Here is a 15126-nt window from a genome sequence, read left to right as displayed (position 1 = left end):
GTCTCCATGAAACCTGAACGCCTGGGCCTGCTGGCCCTGCTGGCCGTGACCCTGGTGTGGGGCACGACCTTCCCCGCGATGAAGCTGCTGTCGGCGCACCTCGATGCGCTGCAGCTCATCTGGCTGCGCTTTGCCATCGCGCTGCTGGTGCTCGGCCCGCTGTGGCGCGGCATGCGCCGCGCCGAGGCGCGCTGGGGCCTCGCGCTCGGCCTGCTGCTGTTCCTGGCGTTCTGGCTGCAGATCGAAGGGCTGGCGCGCACCACCAGCAACCGCAATGCCTTCGTGACGGGGCTGAACGTGCTCGTGGTGCCGCTGCTGGCCATGGCCGTGCTGGGGCGGCGCTACGGCTGGCGCCTGTGGGCCGCCTGCGTGATGGCCCTGGCCGGCATGGCGCTGATGTTCCATGAGAACGACCCCTGGAACCTGGGCGATACGCTGACCTTCGCCAGCACGCTGTTCTATGCCCTGTACATCCTGGCGCTGGAAGAGTGCGCGCGCCGCACGGCCGCCGAACCCGTGCGCGCCACGCGCATGGCCGCGGCGCAGGCCACCATGATGCTGGCGGCCTCCAGCGTGCTGATCGCCGTGCGCCACGGGGGGCTGGGCAGCACGTGGGCGTCGCTGGCCACGCTCTCGGTGCCGTCGTGGATCGCCCTGGTGTACCTCGGCCTGCTGGCCAGCGTGGTGGTGGTGACGCTGCAGGCCTGGGGCCAGCAGCGCGTGGATGCGATGCGCAGCGCCATCGTGTTCGGGCTGGAGCCGGTGTTCGCCGCGCTCACCGCCTGGGTGCTGATCGACGAACGCCTGGGCATCGCCGGGGTGGCCGGTGCGGCGCTGATCGTGGCGGCGCTGATCTTCAGCCAGTGGCAGCCCGCACCGCGGCGCACTGCGGGTGCCGGCGGCGCGCAGCCCGGGAACTGACCGCGCCGGGCGACGTCAGGGCTCGATGAGCGGCACGTCGGCCGCGCGCAGCGGCGTGCCGATGGGGGCTGCCGCCTGGCCCTTGCGCACCGCGGCCATGTCCTGCTCGTTGGGGTAGTCGCCCTGCAGCCAGTAGTCGAACACGCGCCGCGCGATGGGCGCGGCATGCGCGGCGCCGAAGCCGGCGTTCTCCACGATCACGGCCAGCGCCAGGCGCGGGTTTTCGGCCGGGGCGAAGGCGGCGAACAGCGAGTGGTCGCGCTGGTGGTCCTCCAGCGCCTTGGCGTTGTACTTGACGTTCTGCCCCAGGCTCACCGCCTGCGCCGTGCCGGTCTTGCCGGCAGAGGTGTAGGGCGCGCCCGCGAACACGCGCGTGCCGGTGCCGCCCTTGTTCACCGCGACGAGCGCATTGCGCACGATCTCCACGTTCTTCGGCGAAAAGCCCAGGTCCTGCCCCGGGGGCTGCTGCACCTCGGTGATCTGGCCCGTCACCGTGTCCTTGATGGCCTTGATGAGGTGGGGCCGATAGCGCGTGCCGCCGTTGGCCAGCGTGGCCTCCGCCAGCGCCAGCTGCAGCATGGTGAAGTTGTTGTATCCCTGCCCGATGCCCAGCGACACCGTCTCGCCCGAGTACCAGCGGCGCATCTCGGGGCGCCGGTAGGTGTTGCGCTTCCACTCGGTGCTGGGCAGCACGCCGCGCACCTCGCCGTTGATGTCGATGCCCGTGGCCTGCCCGAAGCCGAGCGGCTTCATGAAGTCGTGGATGGTGTCCACGCCCATGTCCACGGCCAGCGAATAGAAATACGTGTTGCTGGAGAACTGGATGGCGCGGTGCATGTCCACGCCGCCCAGCCCGCCCTCGTGGCTGCGGAAGGTGTGGCCGCCGTAGGTGTAGAAGCCCGGGTCGTTGTACACCTGCGTGGGCGAGCGCTTGTTCAGCTGCAGCGCTCCCAGCGCCATGAAGGGCTTGTAGGTGGAGCCCGGCGGGTAGGTGCCGCGCAGCGCGCGGTTGAGCAGCGGCTTGTCGATCGACTCGTTGAGCGCTTGCCAGTTCTCGCTGTCGATGCCCTCCACGAACAGGTTCGGATCGAACGTGGGCTTGCTCACCAGCGCCACGACCTCGCCGTTGCGCGGGTCGATGGCCACCAGCGCGCCGCGCCGCTCGCCGAACATGTCCTCGATCATCTTCTGCAGCTTGATGTCGATGGACAGCATCACCGTGTTGCCGGGCGTGGCCGGGTGGCTGGCCAGCCGGCGCACGGCGTGGCCGCCGGCGGAGGTCTCCATGCGCTCCACGCCGGTCTGGCCGTGCAGGGTGCTCTCGAAGCCCTGCTCCACGCCCAGCTTGCCGATGTGGTCGGTGCCGCGGTAGTTGGCCGCGTCTTCGGAGTCGTCGATGCGCTCCTTCTCGCGCTGGTTGATGCGGCCGATGTAGCCGATCGCGTGGCTGGCCACCTCGCCCATGGGGTAGTTGCGAAACAGCCGGGCCTTGATGTCCACGCCGGGAAATCGGTAGCGCTGCGCCGTGAAGCGCGCCACTTCCTCATCGGACAGGCGCGTGCGGATGGGCAGCGATTCGAAGTTGCGCGACTCGTCCATGAGCCGCTTGAACCGGCGCCGGTCGCGCGGGTGGATGTCCAGCACCTTGGCCAGGGCATCGATGGTGTCGTCCAGCGACTCGACCTTGGAGGGCGTGATCTCCAGCGTGTAGGCCGAATAGTTGGTGGCCAGCACCACGCCGTTGCGGTCCAGGATGAGGCCGCGGTTGGGCACGATGGGCACCACGGCCGTGCGGTTGCTCTCGGCCTGCTCGGCGAGGTCGTCGTGGCGCACCACCTGCAGGTACACCAGCCGCGCGACCACCAGGCACAGCGCCATCAACACGACCAGCGCCACCACGAACACGCGGGTGCGGAAACGCGACGCATCGGCTTCGGTGTTGCGCAGTTCGGTCATGTCGGCAAAGAAACGGTCAGATCAGGGGGCTGGCGGCGATTCGCGCTCACAGCGGGCGGTTCTCGTCGCGGTCGGGCGGACGGCGCTGCGGCGCCAGCAGTATCCAGCTGGCGAGCGGCCACAGCAAGGCCTCCAGGCACGGCGCCACCAGGCCTTCGAAGCCGGGCAGGATGCCGCCCGACACGATGCGGATCAGCAACTCGATCGCATGGGCCGCGATGAACAGCGGAAACACCTGCAGCGCCTGCGACGGCACGCTGAACCACAGCAGGCGGCGGTGCATGTACAGGGCGCCGTACATCAGGGCGCAATAGGCCAGGGCATGCTGGCCGAGCAGCGCGGTCTGGTACACGTCCATGCACAGCCCCATGGCAAAGGCCACGCCCATGCCCACGCGCTGGGGCTGGTGCACGCCCCAGAACACGAGCAGCACCATCACGAGGTCGGGCGTCCACACCACGCGCCCGAGCGGCAGCATGTTGAACGCCAGCGCCACCAGCAGGCTGCCGACGATGAACAGGGGGCGGACCGGCAGCAGCAGTTGCTGCCCGCGGGGCATGATCATGCGGACCTCCCGGGGCGGGATGCGGCGGCCACGGCAGGCCCGCGGGGGCGCAGGGCAGCGCGGATCATCGGCGCCCCTTGCGCACCGGCGCGGCGGGCGCAGGCGCGGGGCGCTGCGGCAGGTCGGCCGTGAGCGGCTTGAGCACCAGCACGTGGCGCGCGCCGTTCACCTGCGCCAGCGGCGCGCAGTAGATGCGGGCGAAGGCCGAGTCGGCGCGCCGCTCCACGCGCACCACGCGCGCCACGGGCAGCCCCGGCGGGTACAGGCCGTCCACGCCGCTGGTGGTGAGGAGGTCGTTTTCCTGCACGTCGGCATTGCCGGGCATGAAGCGCAGCTCCATCCCGCCGCCGTGGGCGATGACCGGATCGCCATAGGCCACGCTGCGCGCGCCGGTGCGCAGGTTCATCACGGGAATGGCCTGGTCGCGGTCGATGAGCAGCGTCACCTCGCTCAGGAACGGGTGCACGCGGGTGACCTGGCCCAGCATGCCGGACTCGTCCATCACCGGCGAGCCGAGTTCGACACCCGCCACCTGGCCCTGGTCGATCATCACGCGGCGGGTGTAGGGATCGGCGGCGTCGTAGATCACCTGCGCGGCCTGCGACGGCGTCGTCAGGCGCTCGCGCAACTCCAGCAGCTTGCGCAGCCGTGCGTTCTCCTGCAAGAGCTGCTCGGCCTGGTTGGCGCGCTCGGACATCTGCGCCATGTTGCGGCGGGCCGTGTCGGCATCGGCCTGGGCCACCTGCAGCGACTGGAAGTAGCCCGCCCCCTTGGCGGCGAACTCCACCGGCTGCAGCATGGTCCACTGCAGCGGGTAGAGCGCCACGGCCACGGCCTTGCGCAGCGGATCGGTCACCTGGAACCGGGCATCCGCCACCATCAAAAACAGCGCCAGGGCGCTGTAGAGGGCAAGTCGGGAGCGCGGCGAGGGCCCTTGCTTGAAGAAGGGCGGCGCGGACCGTTCGAGCGTACCGAGGGGCATGGGCAGGCAGGCCGTGGGATCAGGCGACAACCGGCCAGGCAGCGGCCGGGGGCGGCGCCAAGTGCGCGGCAGCGGTGGCCCGCCCGCAGCCCTGCACGCCCGGCAGGAGCGGAAGAAGGACGGCCAGCGGTTGATCCATGTCTTTTTCCAGGGCCCCGGCTTCGCGCCAGGGCCGGGCGTGTCACTCGCTCGTGAAGATGCTGCCCTGGCGGTCCATGCGCTCCAGCGCAATGCCGCACCCGCGCACCACGCAGGTCAGGGGGTCTTCGGCGACCAGCACCGGCAGGCCGGTTTCCTCGGCCAGCAGGCGGTCCAGGTCGCGCAGCAGGGCACCGCCGCCGGTGAGCATCATGCCGCGCTCGGCGATGTCGGCACCCAGTTCGGGGGGCGTTTGCTCCAGCGCGTTCTTGACGGCGGACACGATCTGGTTGAGGGGGTCGGTGAGCGCCTCCAGCACCTCGTTGCTGGAGATGGTGAAGCTGCGCGGCACGCCTTCGCTGAGGTTGCGGCCCTTGACTTCCATCTCGCGCACTTCGGAGCCGGGAAAGGCCGAGCCGATGTTCTTCTTGATGGCCTCCGCCGTGGGCTCGCCGATCAGCATGCCGTAGTTGCGGCGGATGTAGCTGATGATGGCCTCGTCGAACTTGTCGCCGCCCACGCGGACGCTGCCCTTGTAGACCATGCCGCCCAGCGAGATCACGCCCACCTCGGTGGTGCCGCCGCCGATGTCGACCACCATGGAGCCGGAGGCTTCGGAGACCGGCAGGCCGGCGCCGATGCCGGCGGCCATGGGCTCTTCGATCAGGTACACCGCGGTGGCACCGGCGGCCTCGGCCGCATCCTTGATGGCGCGGCGCTCCACCTGGGTGGAGCCGCAGGGCACGCAGATGATGATGCGGGGGCTGGGGGTGAGCAGGGTGCGGGGGTGCACCATCTTGATGAACTGCTTGATCATCTGCTCGGTGATCACGAAATCCGCGATCACGCCGTCCTTCATCGGACGGATGGCTTCGATGTTGCCGGGCACCTTGCCCAGCATGGCCTTGGCTTCGCGGCCGACGGCCTGGATGACTTTCTTTCCGTGGGGGCCGCCTTCGTGGCGGATGGCGACGACCGAGGGTTCATCGAGCACGATGCCCTTGTCGCGGGCAAAAATCAGGGTGTTGGCGGTGCCAAGGTCAATCGCAAGGTCGGTGGAGAAGTACCGACGGAAAGCTCCGAACATTCAAAAATCCTCTCAGGCACGGCATGCACGTCGGCCTGCCATCGCCGGGTGATATTAGGGGGTGTTTATTGGATTTTTTCGCACAATGACCGGCAGTTGGGAGGGTATTGCGGCAAAGCCGGGATAATACCGCATCCCCTGTGAATAACTCCCTCCGGCATGGCCCGGATTTCAGCTTTACATCCGGTTTCCCACCCCCCTTCCCCTATGGCACTGACACCCCAGGACATCGGCCGCATCGCCAATCTGGCGCGGCTCGAATTGAGTTCGGACGACAGTGAGCGCATGCTCACGCAGATCAATGGTTTCTTCGGCATCGTCGAGAAGATGCGGGCTGTGGATACTACCGGCATCGCCCCCCTCGCGCACCCGGTCGCCGCCGTCCAGGCCGTGGCCCTGCGCCTGCGCGAGGACATCGCCAGCGAACCCGATCAGCGCGAAGCCAACCAGCGCAGCGCGCCGGCCGTGGAGAACGGCCTGTTCCTGGTGCCCAAGGTGATCGAATGAGGGCGCCCCGATGACCACCCACTCCACCACCGCATTGCACGATCTGGGCGTGGCCGCCCTGGCCACCGAACTGCGCGAGCGCCGCGTCTCCGCCGTCGAAGCCGCCCAGCACTTCCTGGCGCGCGCCGCCGCCCACCAGAACCTGGGCGCCTACGTCGCCGTGAACGAAGAAGCCACCCTGGCGCAGGCCCGCGCGCAGGACGCGGCCATCGCGGCCGGCACGGCGGGCCCGCTGGCCGGCGTGCCCATCGCCCACAAGGACATCTTCGTCACGCGCGACTTTCCCAGCACGGCCGGCTCGAAGATGCTGGCCGGCTACCAGTCGCCGTTCGACGCCACCGTGGTCGGCCAACTGGCCCAGGCCGGCGCCGTCACGCTGGGCAAGCTCAACTGCGACGAGTTCGCCATGGGCTCGGCCAACGAGAACTCCGCCGTGGCCCCCGTGGGCTTCGATGCGCCCGCGCCGGTGCGCAACCCCTGGGACGCCAGCCGCGTGCCGGGCGGCTCGTCGGGCGGCAGCGCCGTGGCGGTCGCCGCGCGCCTGGCGCCTGCCGCCACGGGCACCGACACGGGCGGCTCGATCCGCCAGCCCGCCTCGTTCTGCGGCATCACGGGCATCAAGCCGACCTATGGCCGCGCCTCGCGCTACGGGATGATCGCCTTCGCCTCCAGCCTGGACCAGGCCGGCCCCATGGCCCGCTCGGCCGAGGACTGCGCCCTGCTGCTGTCGGCCATCTGCGGCCCGGACCTCGACCGCGACTCCACCTCGCTCGACCGGCCGGCGCAGGACTTCACCCGCCAGCTGAACGACGGCATCGACGGGCTGCGCATCGGCATCCCCGCCGAGTTCTTCGGCGAGGGCCTGGCGCCCGGCGTGCGCGCCGCGGTGGACGCCGCGCTCCAGGAATACGAGAAGCTCGGCGCCAAGCTGGTGCCCATCAGCCTGCCGCGCACCGAGCTGTCCATTCCCGTGTACTACGTGATCGCGCCGGCCGAGGCCTCGTCCAACCTCTCGCGGTTCGACGGCGTGAAGTTCGGCCACCGCGCCAGCGACTACACCGATCTGGTGGACATGTACAAGAAGACGCGCGCCGAGGGCTTCGGCGACGAGGTCAAGCGCCGCATCATGATCGGCACCTACGTGCTGTCGCACGGCTACTATGACGCCTACTACCTGCAGGCGCAGAAGATCCGCCGCATGATCGCCGACGACTTCCAGAATGCCTTCCAGTCGTGCGACCTCATCGCCGGCCCGGTGGCACCCACGGTGGCGTGGAAGCTCGGCGAGCACGGCAACGACCCGCTGGCCGACTACCTGGCAGACATCTTCACGCTGCCCGCCTCGCTCGCCGGCCTGCCCGGCATGAGCGTGCCCGCCGGCTTCGGCGAGGACGGCATGCCCGTGGGCCTGCAGCTGATCGGCAACTACTTCCAGGAAGCCCGGCTGCTCAATGCCGCCCACCGCCTGCAGCAAGCCACCGATTTCCACCTCCGCACGCCGGGAGGCCTCTGAACATGACCGCCCCATTGATCCACGGCTACGAAGTCGTCATCGGCTTCGAAACCCACACCCAGCTTGCGACGAAATCCAAGATCTTCAGCCGCGCGCCCACCGCCTTCGGCGCCGCGCCCAACACGCAGGCCTGCGCTGTGGACCTGGCCCTGCCGGGCACCCTGCCCGTGATGAACCGCGAGGCCGTGGCCTGCGCCATCAAATTAGGACTGGCCCTGGGCTCCACCATTGCGCCGGAGAGCGTTTTCGCCCGCAAGAACTACTTCTATCCGGATCTGCCCAAGGGCTACCAGATCAGCCAGTTCGAGATCCCGGTGGTGCAGGGCGGCGAGGTGTCGTTCTTCCTGGGCGACGAGAAGAAGACCGTGAAGCTCGTGCGCGCCCACCTGGAAGAAGACGCGGGCAAGTCGCTGCACGAGGACTTCATCGGCCAGAGCGGCATCGATTTGAACCGCGCCGGCACGCCGCTGCTGGAGATCGTGACCGAGCCCGACATGCGCTCGTCCGAAGAGGCCGTGGCCTACGCCAAGGAGCTGCACAAGATCGTGACGTGGATCGGCATCTGCGACGGCAACATGCAGGAGGGCTCGTTCCGCTGCGACGCCAACGTCTCGGTGCGCAAGCCCGGCGCCCCGCTGGGCACGCGCCGCGAGATCAAGAACCTGAACAGCTTCAAGTTCATGCAGCAGGCGATCGACTACGAGATCCGCTGGCAGATCGAGCAGATCGAGGACGGCCACGCGATCCAGCAGGCCACGGTGCTGTTCGACCCCGGCACGGGCGAGACCCGCGCCATGCGCACCAAGGAAGACGCGGCCGACTACCGCTACTTCCCCGATCCGGACCTGCCACCGCTGCAGATTTCGCAGCAATGGGTGGACGAGCAGCGCGCGCTGATGCCCGAGCTGCCCCGCAGCATGGCCGCGCGCTTCGTGGCCGACTACGGCCTGCCCGAGTACGACGCGACCACGCTGACCCAGTCGAAGGCGATGGCTTCGTATTTCGAAGCGGCGGCGCAGGCCAGCCAGCAACCCAAGCTGGTCAGCAACTGGATCATGGGCGAGGTGTCGCGGCGGGTGAATGCCGGCGAGAGCGACATCGCCGCGGCCCCCGTGAGCGCCGCCCAACTGGCGCAACTGGTCACCCGCATCGCCGATGGCACGATCTCCAACAACGCCGCCCGGCAGGTGTTCGAGGCGCTGTGGAGCGATGCGGCTGCGGGCGACGTGGACGCGATCATCGAGGCCAAGGGCCTCAAGCAGATGAACGACTCCGGCGCGCTGGAAAAGATCATCGACGATGTGATCGCCGCCAACCCCGACAATGTGGCCCAGTTCCGCGCGGGCAAGGATAAGGCCTTCAACGCGCTCGTGGGCCAGGCCATGAAGGCCAGCAAGGGCAAGGCCAATCCGCAGCAGGTGAACGATCTGCTGCGCGCCCGGCTCGCGGCGGCGTCTTCCTGACGCCGCCCTGCCCCGGCCACCGGGGAAGGGTGCCTTTACTGTGAAGGCATGGCGGGGCGCTGCCCCGCCCAAAGGCTCTTGAGCTGCACCAGTTCGGCGTCGAACCGCTGGTGCACGCGGCGCTTTTCCTGCTCCTGCCCGGCGATGAACCGCTGCTGCTCGGCCAGCGCGTCTTCCTGCTCGGCGATCTGGCGGCGCAGGAGCATGGGCGCCTTGCTGGGATCGCGGCGGTAGAACTCCATTTCGGCATCGAGCGCCTTGCGCTGGCGCTGCAGGTCGGCCACGCGCTTTTCGGCGACGGCCGTGACCTCGTTGACCTGCTGGATGGCCGCGGCGCGCTCAGCATCGTGCGAGGCCTGGTCGGGGTAGCGGGCCACCAGCACGCGCTCGCGGCGGCGCTCGTCGGCGATGCGGGCGCGCTCCTCGGCCTCCTTGCGGCGCTGGGCCTCCAGGGCGGCGCGCTCCTGGTCGGTGAGGGTGGGGCCCAGGCGCTGGCGCTCGGTGCCCGATGGGCCCAGCACCCGCTGCTCCCGGTCCACGCACTCGGCGATGGGCCGATCCGCCGTGAGGCGACGGCCCTGGGCATTCACGCAGGTGTAGATGCCGGCGGTCGGAGAGCCGCTCGGCTGCGCCCCGGCCGGCGTGCCCGCCAGGCCCGAGAGGGCGATCACCCACCAGCCGAATCTCCAGGCCGTCTTGCTCAAACGAACTACCCCCCTTGCACGCCGTAGCGCTGGCGGTATGCCAGCACGTGTTCATGGTGGGTGTGCACACCCGGCTCCCCACTCTGGGCCAAATACTGCAATAAATCTGCCAGCTTGGCGATGGTGCATACCTGCATGCCCAGATGGTCGCGCACGTACTGCACGGCGCTGTGCTCCACGTCCTGGCCGTTCTCGGTCGCTTTCTCCTGCCGGTCGAGGGCGATGGCCATGGCATGGGGCTGGGCGCCCGCAGCGCGGATCAGCGCGATCGACTCGCGCGCCGCCGTGCCGGCGGACATCACGTCGTCCACGATCAGCACGCGGCCGCGCAGCGGGGCACCCACCAGCGTGCCGCCTTCGCCGTGGTCCTTGGCTTCCTTGCGGTTGTAGGCAAAGGGCACGTTGCGTCCGTGCCGTGCCAGTTCGACGGCCACCGTGGCCGCGAGCGGAATGCCTTTGTACGCGGGACCGAACACCATGTCGAACTCGATGCCGCTCGCCAGCAGGGCTTTTGCATAGAATTCGGCCAGCCTGCCCATCTTGGCGCCGTCATCGAACAGCCCGGCGTTGAAGAAATACGGGCTCAAGCGGCCTGCCTTGGTCTTGAATTCGCCGAAGCGCAGCACCCCCGCTTCCACGGCGAATTGCACGAAGTCCTGCGCCAGGCGGTCCTGTTCCACCGATTGCGCCTTGTCTGTCACCATGGATTCACCCCTTTTCAAATTAACGAGCCTCAACCTCAACGGCATCCGCTCCGCCGCATCCAAGGGGGTGGAGGCATGGATCGCCGCAACGCGGCCGGATTGTATTTGCGTGCAGGAGATCAAGGCGCAGTCGGCCGACATGCTGGGCCGCTTCGAGCACCTGGCGGGCCTGAAAGGGCACTTTCACTTCGCGGCCAAGAAAGGCTACTCGGGCGTGGGCATCTACTCGCGCCACGAGCCGAGCGACGTGCGCATCGGCTACGGCTCGCAGGAGTTCGATGCCGAGGGCCGCTACGTGGAAGCCCGCTTCGACACGCCCGCGCGCAAGCTGTCGATCATCAGCGCGTACTTTCCGAGCGGCTCCTCGGGCGAAGAGCGCCAGCTGGCCAAGTTCCGGTTCCTCGACGAGTTCCATCCCCACCTCATGCGCACCAAGGGCGAGCGCGAGTTCATCCTCTGCGGCGACATCAACATCGCCCATCAGGCCATCGACCTCAAGAACTGGCGCAGCAACCAGAAGAACAGCGGCTTCCTTCCGCAGGAGCGCGAGTGGATGACAAAGTTGTTGCACATAACTGATGAAGGCGGCGGGCTGATAGACGTTTACCGTCAGTTACAACCAGACGCCACGGACACCGCCTACACGTGGTGGAGCAACCGGGGGCAAGCGTATGCAAACAACGTCGGATGGCGGCTGGACTACCACTTGGCCACGCCGGCCATCGCCGCCCTGGCCCGCACCGAGCATATTTACAAGACCGAGAAGTTTTCGGACCATGCGCCGATCACGATCGGGTACGACATGGTGCTGTAAGCGCAGCGCGCGGCGTGCGGCGGGCATCCACCCGCTTGCAGGGAACCGGCCCCGCCGGGCGGCCGTCTCCCGTTGCGGGCATGGGTCGGTCAGCGGTGAGCGGCTGCGGCCAGTTCGGCCGCGAAGGCCTGGGCCTGCTCCGGCGCTACGAAGGCCTCTTCGTCCTTGCGGATCAGCCCTGCGACTTGGCCGTCATCGGTCACCAGGCGCTTGACGTAGAAGCCATAGCCGGTCTTGCCGTTGTTGGGATACCAGTCGCCCTCGCCCTCGTTCACGCTGTACTTGAAGAGATAGGTGTGCTGCGTGGTGCTGGAGTTGGAAAAGAACTTGACGCAAAACACGAAGCCCGCCAGACCGCCGCTGACCTGGTGTTCACACATCAGGTTGCTGGACGGCGCGGAGATCGTCCCGCTACCGGTGCTGGTGGCATTGCCCACGGCTGTGAACGTGGGAGTCTCAACGCCCCAGCCCAGCGTGGGCGAGTACGTCGTGAACAGCCAGCTGCCTTTCAGGCTTTGCGGTACGGCCGCGTAACCGAAGTTGAAGCGCGAGATGGCCTTTTCGCTCTCGCCGGGGAAGGTGATGAAACCGCTCACGCCGTCGACGAAGCGGATCTTGACCGCGCCCGCGTTGCCCTTTTCAGTGCCCGAGCGGTCTTCGCTGCCCAGGAAACGGCCGCCTTCATAGGACTTGAGATCGGCCGTGACTTGGTTGTCCACCACATTGCCCACGGCCAGGTAGAACGTGGACTTGCCGGTGTTCTCGTACGCATACATCTGCATCACCAGCGTGCCGTTCTGCACGTCGATGCCGAAGCCGCGGCCGGGCTTGCCGTTGACCTCGGAGGTCACCACCCACGTCCCCGCCTGGGGGATGAACGCATGGGCCACGCCCGCACCGAAAACAAAGGCCGCAGCCACCAGCTTCTTGAACATCGCTCCCTCTCTCTTTCGCATTGACGACAATGGCGCCAGCCCTCCGATGAATGCTGAAGCGCGAACCCGAAATCATCGCCGTGAAGCCTGAATACTAACTTACACGATGTTGCAATATTTCACATTACCCGTCACCGCTTTCCAGCAGAACTGCTCGTTGGTGTGGTGCGACGAAACCCTTCTGGCCGCGGTGATCGATCCCGGTGGGGACCTGCCGGCCATCCTCGCCCAGGCGGAGCGGCGGCAGCTGAAGCTGGAGCAGATCTGGCTCACCCACGCCCACATCGACCATGCGGGCGGAGCGGGCGAGCTGGCCCGCACCCGGGTGCTGCCCATCGTCGGGCCGCATCCCGGGGACCAGTTCTGGATCGACGGGCTGCCGCAGCAAAGCGCGATGTTCGGCTTTCCGCCTGCGGAGGCCTTCACGCCCACGCGGTGGCTGGACGATGGCGACACGGTGCAGATCGGCAACGAGACGCTGTCGGTGCGCCACTGCCCCGGCCACACGCCGGGCCACGTGGTGTTCCACGCGCCCCAGATCGAGCGGGCTTTCGTGGGCGACGTGCTGTTTGCCGGCAGCATCGGCCGCACCGACTTTCCCCAGGGCAATCACCAGCAGCTCATCGACAGCATCACGCAGCGCCTGTGGCCGATGGGCGACGGCACGGTTTTCATCCCGGGGCACGGGCCGGAGAGCAGCTTCGGGCGCGAGCGCAAGAGCAACCCCTACGTGGGCGGGACCTGATCCGCGCCCCACGCCGACCCCGGTCGGCTCACCCCCGGCGCGCCGCCTGGTACAGCCCCTGCACCCGCGGCACGTTCTGCTCCAGCTGGCGGATGCGCTCCGGCCCGCTGGGGTGGGTGGAGAGAAACGCGATGCCGCCCTGGCCGCTGGTGGCCTCGCCCATCTTGCGCCACAGGCTCACCGAGGCGTCGGGGTTGTAGCCGGCGCGGGCGGCCAGTTCCAGGCCCACCAGGTCGGCTTCGGTCTCGTCGCCGCGGCTGAACTTCAACGTGATGAGCTGCGTGCCCAGGTTGGCCGCCGCGTTGCCCAGGTCGCCCAGGCCCAGCAGCTGCGCACCGAGGGACAGGCCCACGCTGGTGGCCTGGGTCTTGGCCAGGCGGGCGCGGGCGTGTTCGCGCAGCGCGTGGGCCATTTCGTGGCCCATGATCATCGCGGCCTCGTCGTCGGTGAGCTTGAGCTGGTCCAGGATGCCGGTGTAGAAGGCGATCTTGCCACCCGGCATGCAGAAGGCGTTGATCTGCTTGCTGCCGATCAGGTTGACCTCCCACTGCCACTGGCGGGCCCGGTCGTTCCATTGGGCGGTGTAGGGGATCAGGCGCTGGGCGATGGCGCGCAGGCGCTGCAGCTGCGCATTGTCGGGGCCGGCCAGCGCGCGCTGCGCCTTGGCCTTGCCCATCATTTCGCTGTACTGCTGGTTGGCGGCGGTCTCGATCGTCTCGGCCGGCACCAGCTTGCGCATGCCCGAGGCGGACCCCACGTCCACCTGCGCCAGCGCGGGCCCCGCGACGGCGGCCCCGGCCGCCAGCAGGAAGCCGCGGCGGGCGTTCCAGGCACCGCCGCGCAGACTGCAGAACCGGCAACAGGCCGTGGCGGAATCGGTCTCGGCAGGCGCCGGAGCGCGGGGATCGGGGGCGGGCAGGTGCGACATGGGCGGCAGTCTAGCCGCAGGCCGGGGGCCCGGTCTGTCAGCCGGAAGCCATCCCTGGGCCCTTTTTCAGCGCACCAATGCGAGGCGCCGGTCGCCCTGCGATCTTACCGGCGCAGCTCCGCGCGGATCACCACCAGCAGGCCCAGCAGCACCAGCCCCAGGCCGCTCCAGGCGGCGAGCGGCTGCCGCTCCCCGACGATCGCCACGGCCAGCACGAAGGCGGCCACCGGCTCGACCAACGTCAGCGTGACGCTGGTCGCCCCGGCGATGTGGCGCAGTCCGCTGGAAAACGCCACATAGGCCAGGCCGGACACCACCACGCCCAGATAGACGACCACGGCCAGCGACGGCAGGCTCCATTGCGGCACGCCGGCCAGCAGCCATGCCATGGGCAGCGCCAGCAGCGCGGCGCCGGTGAACACGCAGAAGTTGACCCAGCCGGTGGAGGCCCGCGCCACCAGCCGCTTGTTCACCAGCGCGTAGCTGGCGTACGACAGGCCGGCCAGCAGGCACAGCGCCAGCCCCGGCCAGGACGGCCCGGCCCCCGCGCCCTTGCTGAGCACCATCAGCACGCCGCCGGCCACGCTGACGGCGGTGCCCAGCCACCACAGGCCGATCAGGGGCGAGCGCAGCAGCACGGCCTGGATCAGTCCCGCCCAGATCGGGCCGCTGCCGATGGCCACCGCCGTGCCCACGCCCACGCCGGTGCGCTGCACGCCGGCATAAAAGCAGATGCTGTAGCCCGCCACGCCGGCCGACGCCAGCGCAAGCCAATGCGCGGGCAGGCGGTCCGAGGGGGTGGGGCCCGGTGCCGGGCCGCGCCGCTGCGCGCGGTGGCGCGCCAGCCCGCGCGCAGCGATGAGCAGCACCGAGAAGAAGGCGCTGGCCACCGCCAGCTGCGCGGCCCCCACCCAGAAGGGCGACAGGCCGCCCGCGCCCAGGCTTTGCGCCGTGCCGGTGGTGCCCCAGAGCGTGGAGGCGAGCAGCACCAGAGCGATGCCGCGGGTCGAATGGGGGGAATAGGTCGTCATGCCGCCATGGTGTCGCGTACGGCCAAAGCAAATGTCGAGCGACACTCGAAGTGCGGCGAAGCAGGCTATGGGCCCCATCGGCCTCCAGTGCAATGATCACTAGGGCATATAGCTATAAAAAATAATAGCAATC

15 protein-coding genes are annotated in these 15126 nt (G+C 68.7%); 6 read left to right on the top strand and 9 right to left on the bottom strand.

From position 1 onward, the window contains the following. Positions 1-6 precede the first annotated feature (6 nt). Positions 7-921: a DMT family transporter gene (locus R1Z03_RS04990; RefSeq protein ID WP_272565887.1), complete on the top strand. Its 915-nt coding sequence runs from the start codon at positions 7-9 to the stop codon at positions 919-921. Positions 922-936: 15 nt separating this feature from the next. Here the strand turns inward: R1Z03_RS04990 and mrdA are convergent, their stop codons facing one another. From mrdA to R1Z03_RS04970, 4 genes are all read right to left on the bottom strand, one after another. Further along, positions 937-2877 carry a penicillin-binding protein 2 gene (mrdA, locus tag R1Z03_RS04985; protein WP_317357376.1) on the bottom strand — a complete coding sequence of 647 codons (1941 nt, stop codon included), beginning with the start codon at positions 2875-2877 and terminating at the stop codon, positions 937-939. A gap of 46 nt (positions 2878-2923) precedes the next feature. Further along, positions 2924-3442 (bottom strand): rod shape-determining protein MreD, encoded by a 519-nt coding sequence (gene mreD, locus R1Z03_RS04980; RefSeq protein WP_272565890.1) that lies wholly within the window; start codon positions 3440-3442, stop codon positions 2924-2926. 64 nt (positions 3443-3506) lie between these two features. Next, on the bottom strand, positions 3507-4424 hold the full coding sequence (gene mreC / locus R1Z03_RS04975) for a rod shape-determining protein MreC (RefSeq protein WP_272565891.1): 918 nt from the start codon (positions 4422-4424) through the stop codon (positions 3507-3509). A gap of 181 nt (positions 4425-4605) precedes the next feature. Continuing rightward, entirely contained in the window at positions 4606-5649 is a 1044-nt protein-coding gene (locus R1Z03_RS04970; RefSeq protein WP_092745880.1) for a rod shape-determining protein, read from the bottom strand. 207 nt (positions 5650-5856) lie between these two features. Between R1Z03_RS04970 and gatC the strand changes: the two genes are divergently transcribed. The 3 genes from gatC to gatB are packed head-to-tail and all read left to right on the top strand — an operon-like array spanning position 5857 to position 9132. Then, positions 5857-6156, top strand: coding sequence for an Asp-tRNA(Asn)/Glu-tRNA(Gln) amidotransferase subunit GatC (gene gatC, locus R1Z03_RS04965; protein WP_284394626.1), 300 nt, complete (start codon positions 5857-5859; stop codon positions 6154-6156). Between the two features lie 10 nt (positions 6157-6166). Continuing rightward, positions 6167-7669: an Asp-tRNA(Asn)/Glu-tRNA(Gln) amidotransferase subunit GatA gene (gene gatA, locus R1Z03_RS04960; protein WP_317357373.1), complete on the top strand. Its 1503-nt coding sequence runs from the start codon at positions 6167-6169 to the stop codon at positions 7667-7669. A 2-nt stretch (positions 7670-7671) separates the two neighbouring features. Further along, the gene (gene gatB / locus R1Z03_RS04955; RefSeq protein ID WP_317357371.1) at positions 7672-9132 is read left to right on the top strand and encodes an Asp-tRNA(Asn)/Glu-tRNA(Gln) amidotransferase subunit GatB; all 1461 of its coding nucleotides are present in this window, start codon (positions 7672-7674) and stop codon (positions 9130-9132) included. A 35-nt stretch (positions 9133-9167) separates the two neighbouring features. On the opposite strand, the gene R1Z03_RS04950 is transcribed toward gatB, so the two are convergent. Next, positions 9168-9836, bottom strand: a complete 669-nt coding sequence (locus R1Z03_RS04950) for a DUF4124 domain-containing protein (protein WP_372588235.1) — start codon at positions 9834-9836, stop codon at positions 9168-9170. 5 nt (positions 9837-9841) lie between these two features. Then, positions 9842-10540, bottom strand: coding sequence for an orotate phosphoribosyltransferase (gene pyrE, locus R1Z03_RS04945; protein ID WP_284407823.1), 699 nt, complete (start codon positions 10538-10540; stop codon positions 9842-9844). Here pyrE and R1Z03_RS04940 point away from each other — a divergent pair. After that, a complete protein-coding gene (locus R1Z03_RS04940; protein WP_272565908.1) occupies positions 10539-11354 on the top strand; it encodes an exodeoxyribonuclease III in 816 nt (271 codons plus the stop codon). The genes pyrE and R1Z03_RS04940 overlap by 2 nt on opposite strands. A gap of 89 nt (positions 11355-11443) precedes the next feature. Here the strand turns inward: R1Z03_RS04940 and R1Z03_RS04935 are convergent, their stop codons facing one another. After that, the gene (locus R1Z03_RS04935) at positions 11444-12289 is read right to left on the bottom strand and encodes a hypothetical protein (protein WP_317357367.1); all 846 of its coding nucleotides are present in this window, start codon (positions 12287-12289) and stop codon (positions 11444-11446) included. Between the two features lie 106 nt (positions 12290-12395). Between R1Z03_RS04935 and R1Z03_RS04930 the strand changes: the two genes are divergently transcribed. After that, positions 12396-13034 carry an MBL fold metallo-hydrolase gene (locus R1Z03_RS04930; protein ID WP_284430293.1) on the top strand — a complete coding sequence of 213 codons (639 nt, stop codon included), beginning with the start codon at positions 12396-12398 and terminating at the stop codon, positions 13032-13034. 28 nt (positions 13035-13062) lie between these two features. Here the strand turns inward: R1Z03_RS04930 and R1Z03_RS04925 are convergent, their stop codons facing one another. Both R1Z03_RS04925 and R1Z03_RS04920 read right to left on the bottom strand, forming a co-directional pair. Further along, entirely contained in the window at positions 13063-13962 is a 900-nt protein-coding gene (locus tag R1Z03_RS04925; RefSeq protein WP_284430294.1) for a M48 family metallopeptidase, read from the bottom strand. A 104-nt stretch (positions 13963-14066) separates the two neighbouring features. Next, positions 14067-14993, bottom strand: coding sequence for an EamA family transporter (locus R1Z03_RS04920; RefSeq protein WP_317357363.1), 927 nt, complete (start codon positions 14991-14993; stop codon positions 14067-14069). Positions 14994-15126: the final 133 nt, after the last annotated feature.

The sequence above is a fragment of the Acidovorax sp. BLS4 genome, assembly GCF_032929295.1.
GTDB lineage: Bacteria > Pseudomonadota > Gammaproteobacteria > Burkholderiales > Burkholderiaceae_C > Paracidovorax.
Note: the sequence above shows the minus strand (reverse complement) of the source record. Positions and strands in the feature narration are given on the sequence as shown.

Bases quoted from the DNA above. Each gene is read 5' to 3' on its own strand.
- pyrE (WP_284407823.1), bottom strand. From the start codon at position 10,540: ATGGTGACAGACAAGGCGCAATCGGTGGAACAGGACCGCCTGGCGCAG.
- R1Z03_RS04970 (WP_092745880.1), bottom strand. From the start codon at position 5,649: ATGTTCGGAGCTTTCCGTCGGTACTTCTCCACCGACCTTGCGATTGAC.
- R1Z03_RS04935 (WP_317357367.1), bottom strand. From the start codon at position 12,289: ATGTTCAAGAAGCTGGTGGCTGCGGCCTTTGTTTTCGGTGCGGGCGTG.
- mrdA (WP_317357376.1), bottom strand. From the start codon at position 2,877: ATGACCGAACTGCGCAACACCGAAGCCGATGCGTCGCGTTTCCGCACC.
- gatB (WP_317357371.1), top strand. From the start codon at position 7,672: ATGACCGCCCCATTGATCCACGGCTACGAAGTCGTCATCGGCTTCGAA.
- mreD (WP_272565890.1), bottom strand. From the start codon at position 3,442: ATGATCATGCCCCGCGGGCAGCAACTGCTGCTGCCGGTCCGCCCCCTG.
- mreC (WP_272565891.1), bottom strand. From the start codon at position 4,424: ATGCCCCTCGGTACGCTCGAACGGTCCGCGCCGCCCTTCTTCAAGCAA.
- gatC (WP_284394626.1), top strand. From the start codon at position 5,857: ATGGCACTGACACCCCAGGACATCGGCCGCATCGCCAATCTGGCGCGG.
- R1Z03_RS04925 (WP_284430294.1), bottom strand. From the start codon at position 13,962: ATGTCGCACCTGCCCGCCCCCGATCCCCGCGCTCCGGCGCCTGCCGAG.
- R1Z03_RS04930 (WP_284430293.1), top strand. From the start codon at position 12,396: ATGTTGCAATATTTCACATTACCCGTCACCGCTTTCCAGCAGAACTGC.
- R1Z03_RS04990 (WP_272565887.1), top strand. From the start codon at position 7: ATGAAACCTGAACGCCTGGGCCTGCTGGCCCTGCTGGCCGTGACCCTG.
- R1Z03_RS04940 (WP_272565908.1), top strand. From the start codon at position 10,539: ATGGATTCACCCCTTTTCAAATTAACGAGCCTCAACCTCAACGGCATC.
- R1Z03_RS04920 (WP_317357363.1), bottom strand. From the start codon at position 14,993: ATGACGACCTATTCCCCCCATTCGACCCGCGGCATCGCTCTGGTGCTG.
- gatA (WP_317357373.1), top strand. From the start codon at position 6,167: ATGACCACCCACTCCACCACCGCATTGCACGATCTGGGCGTGGCCGCC.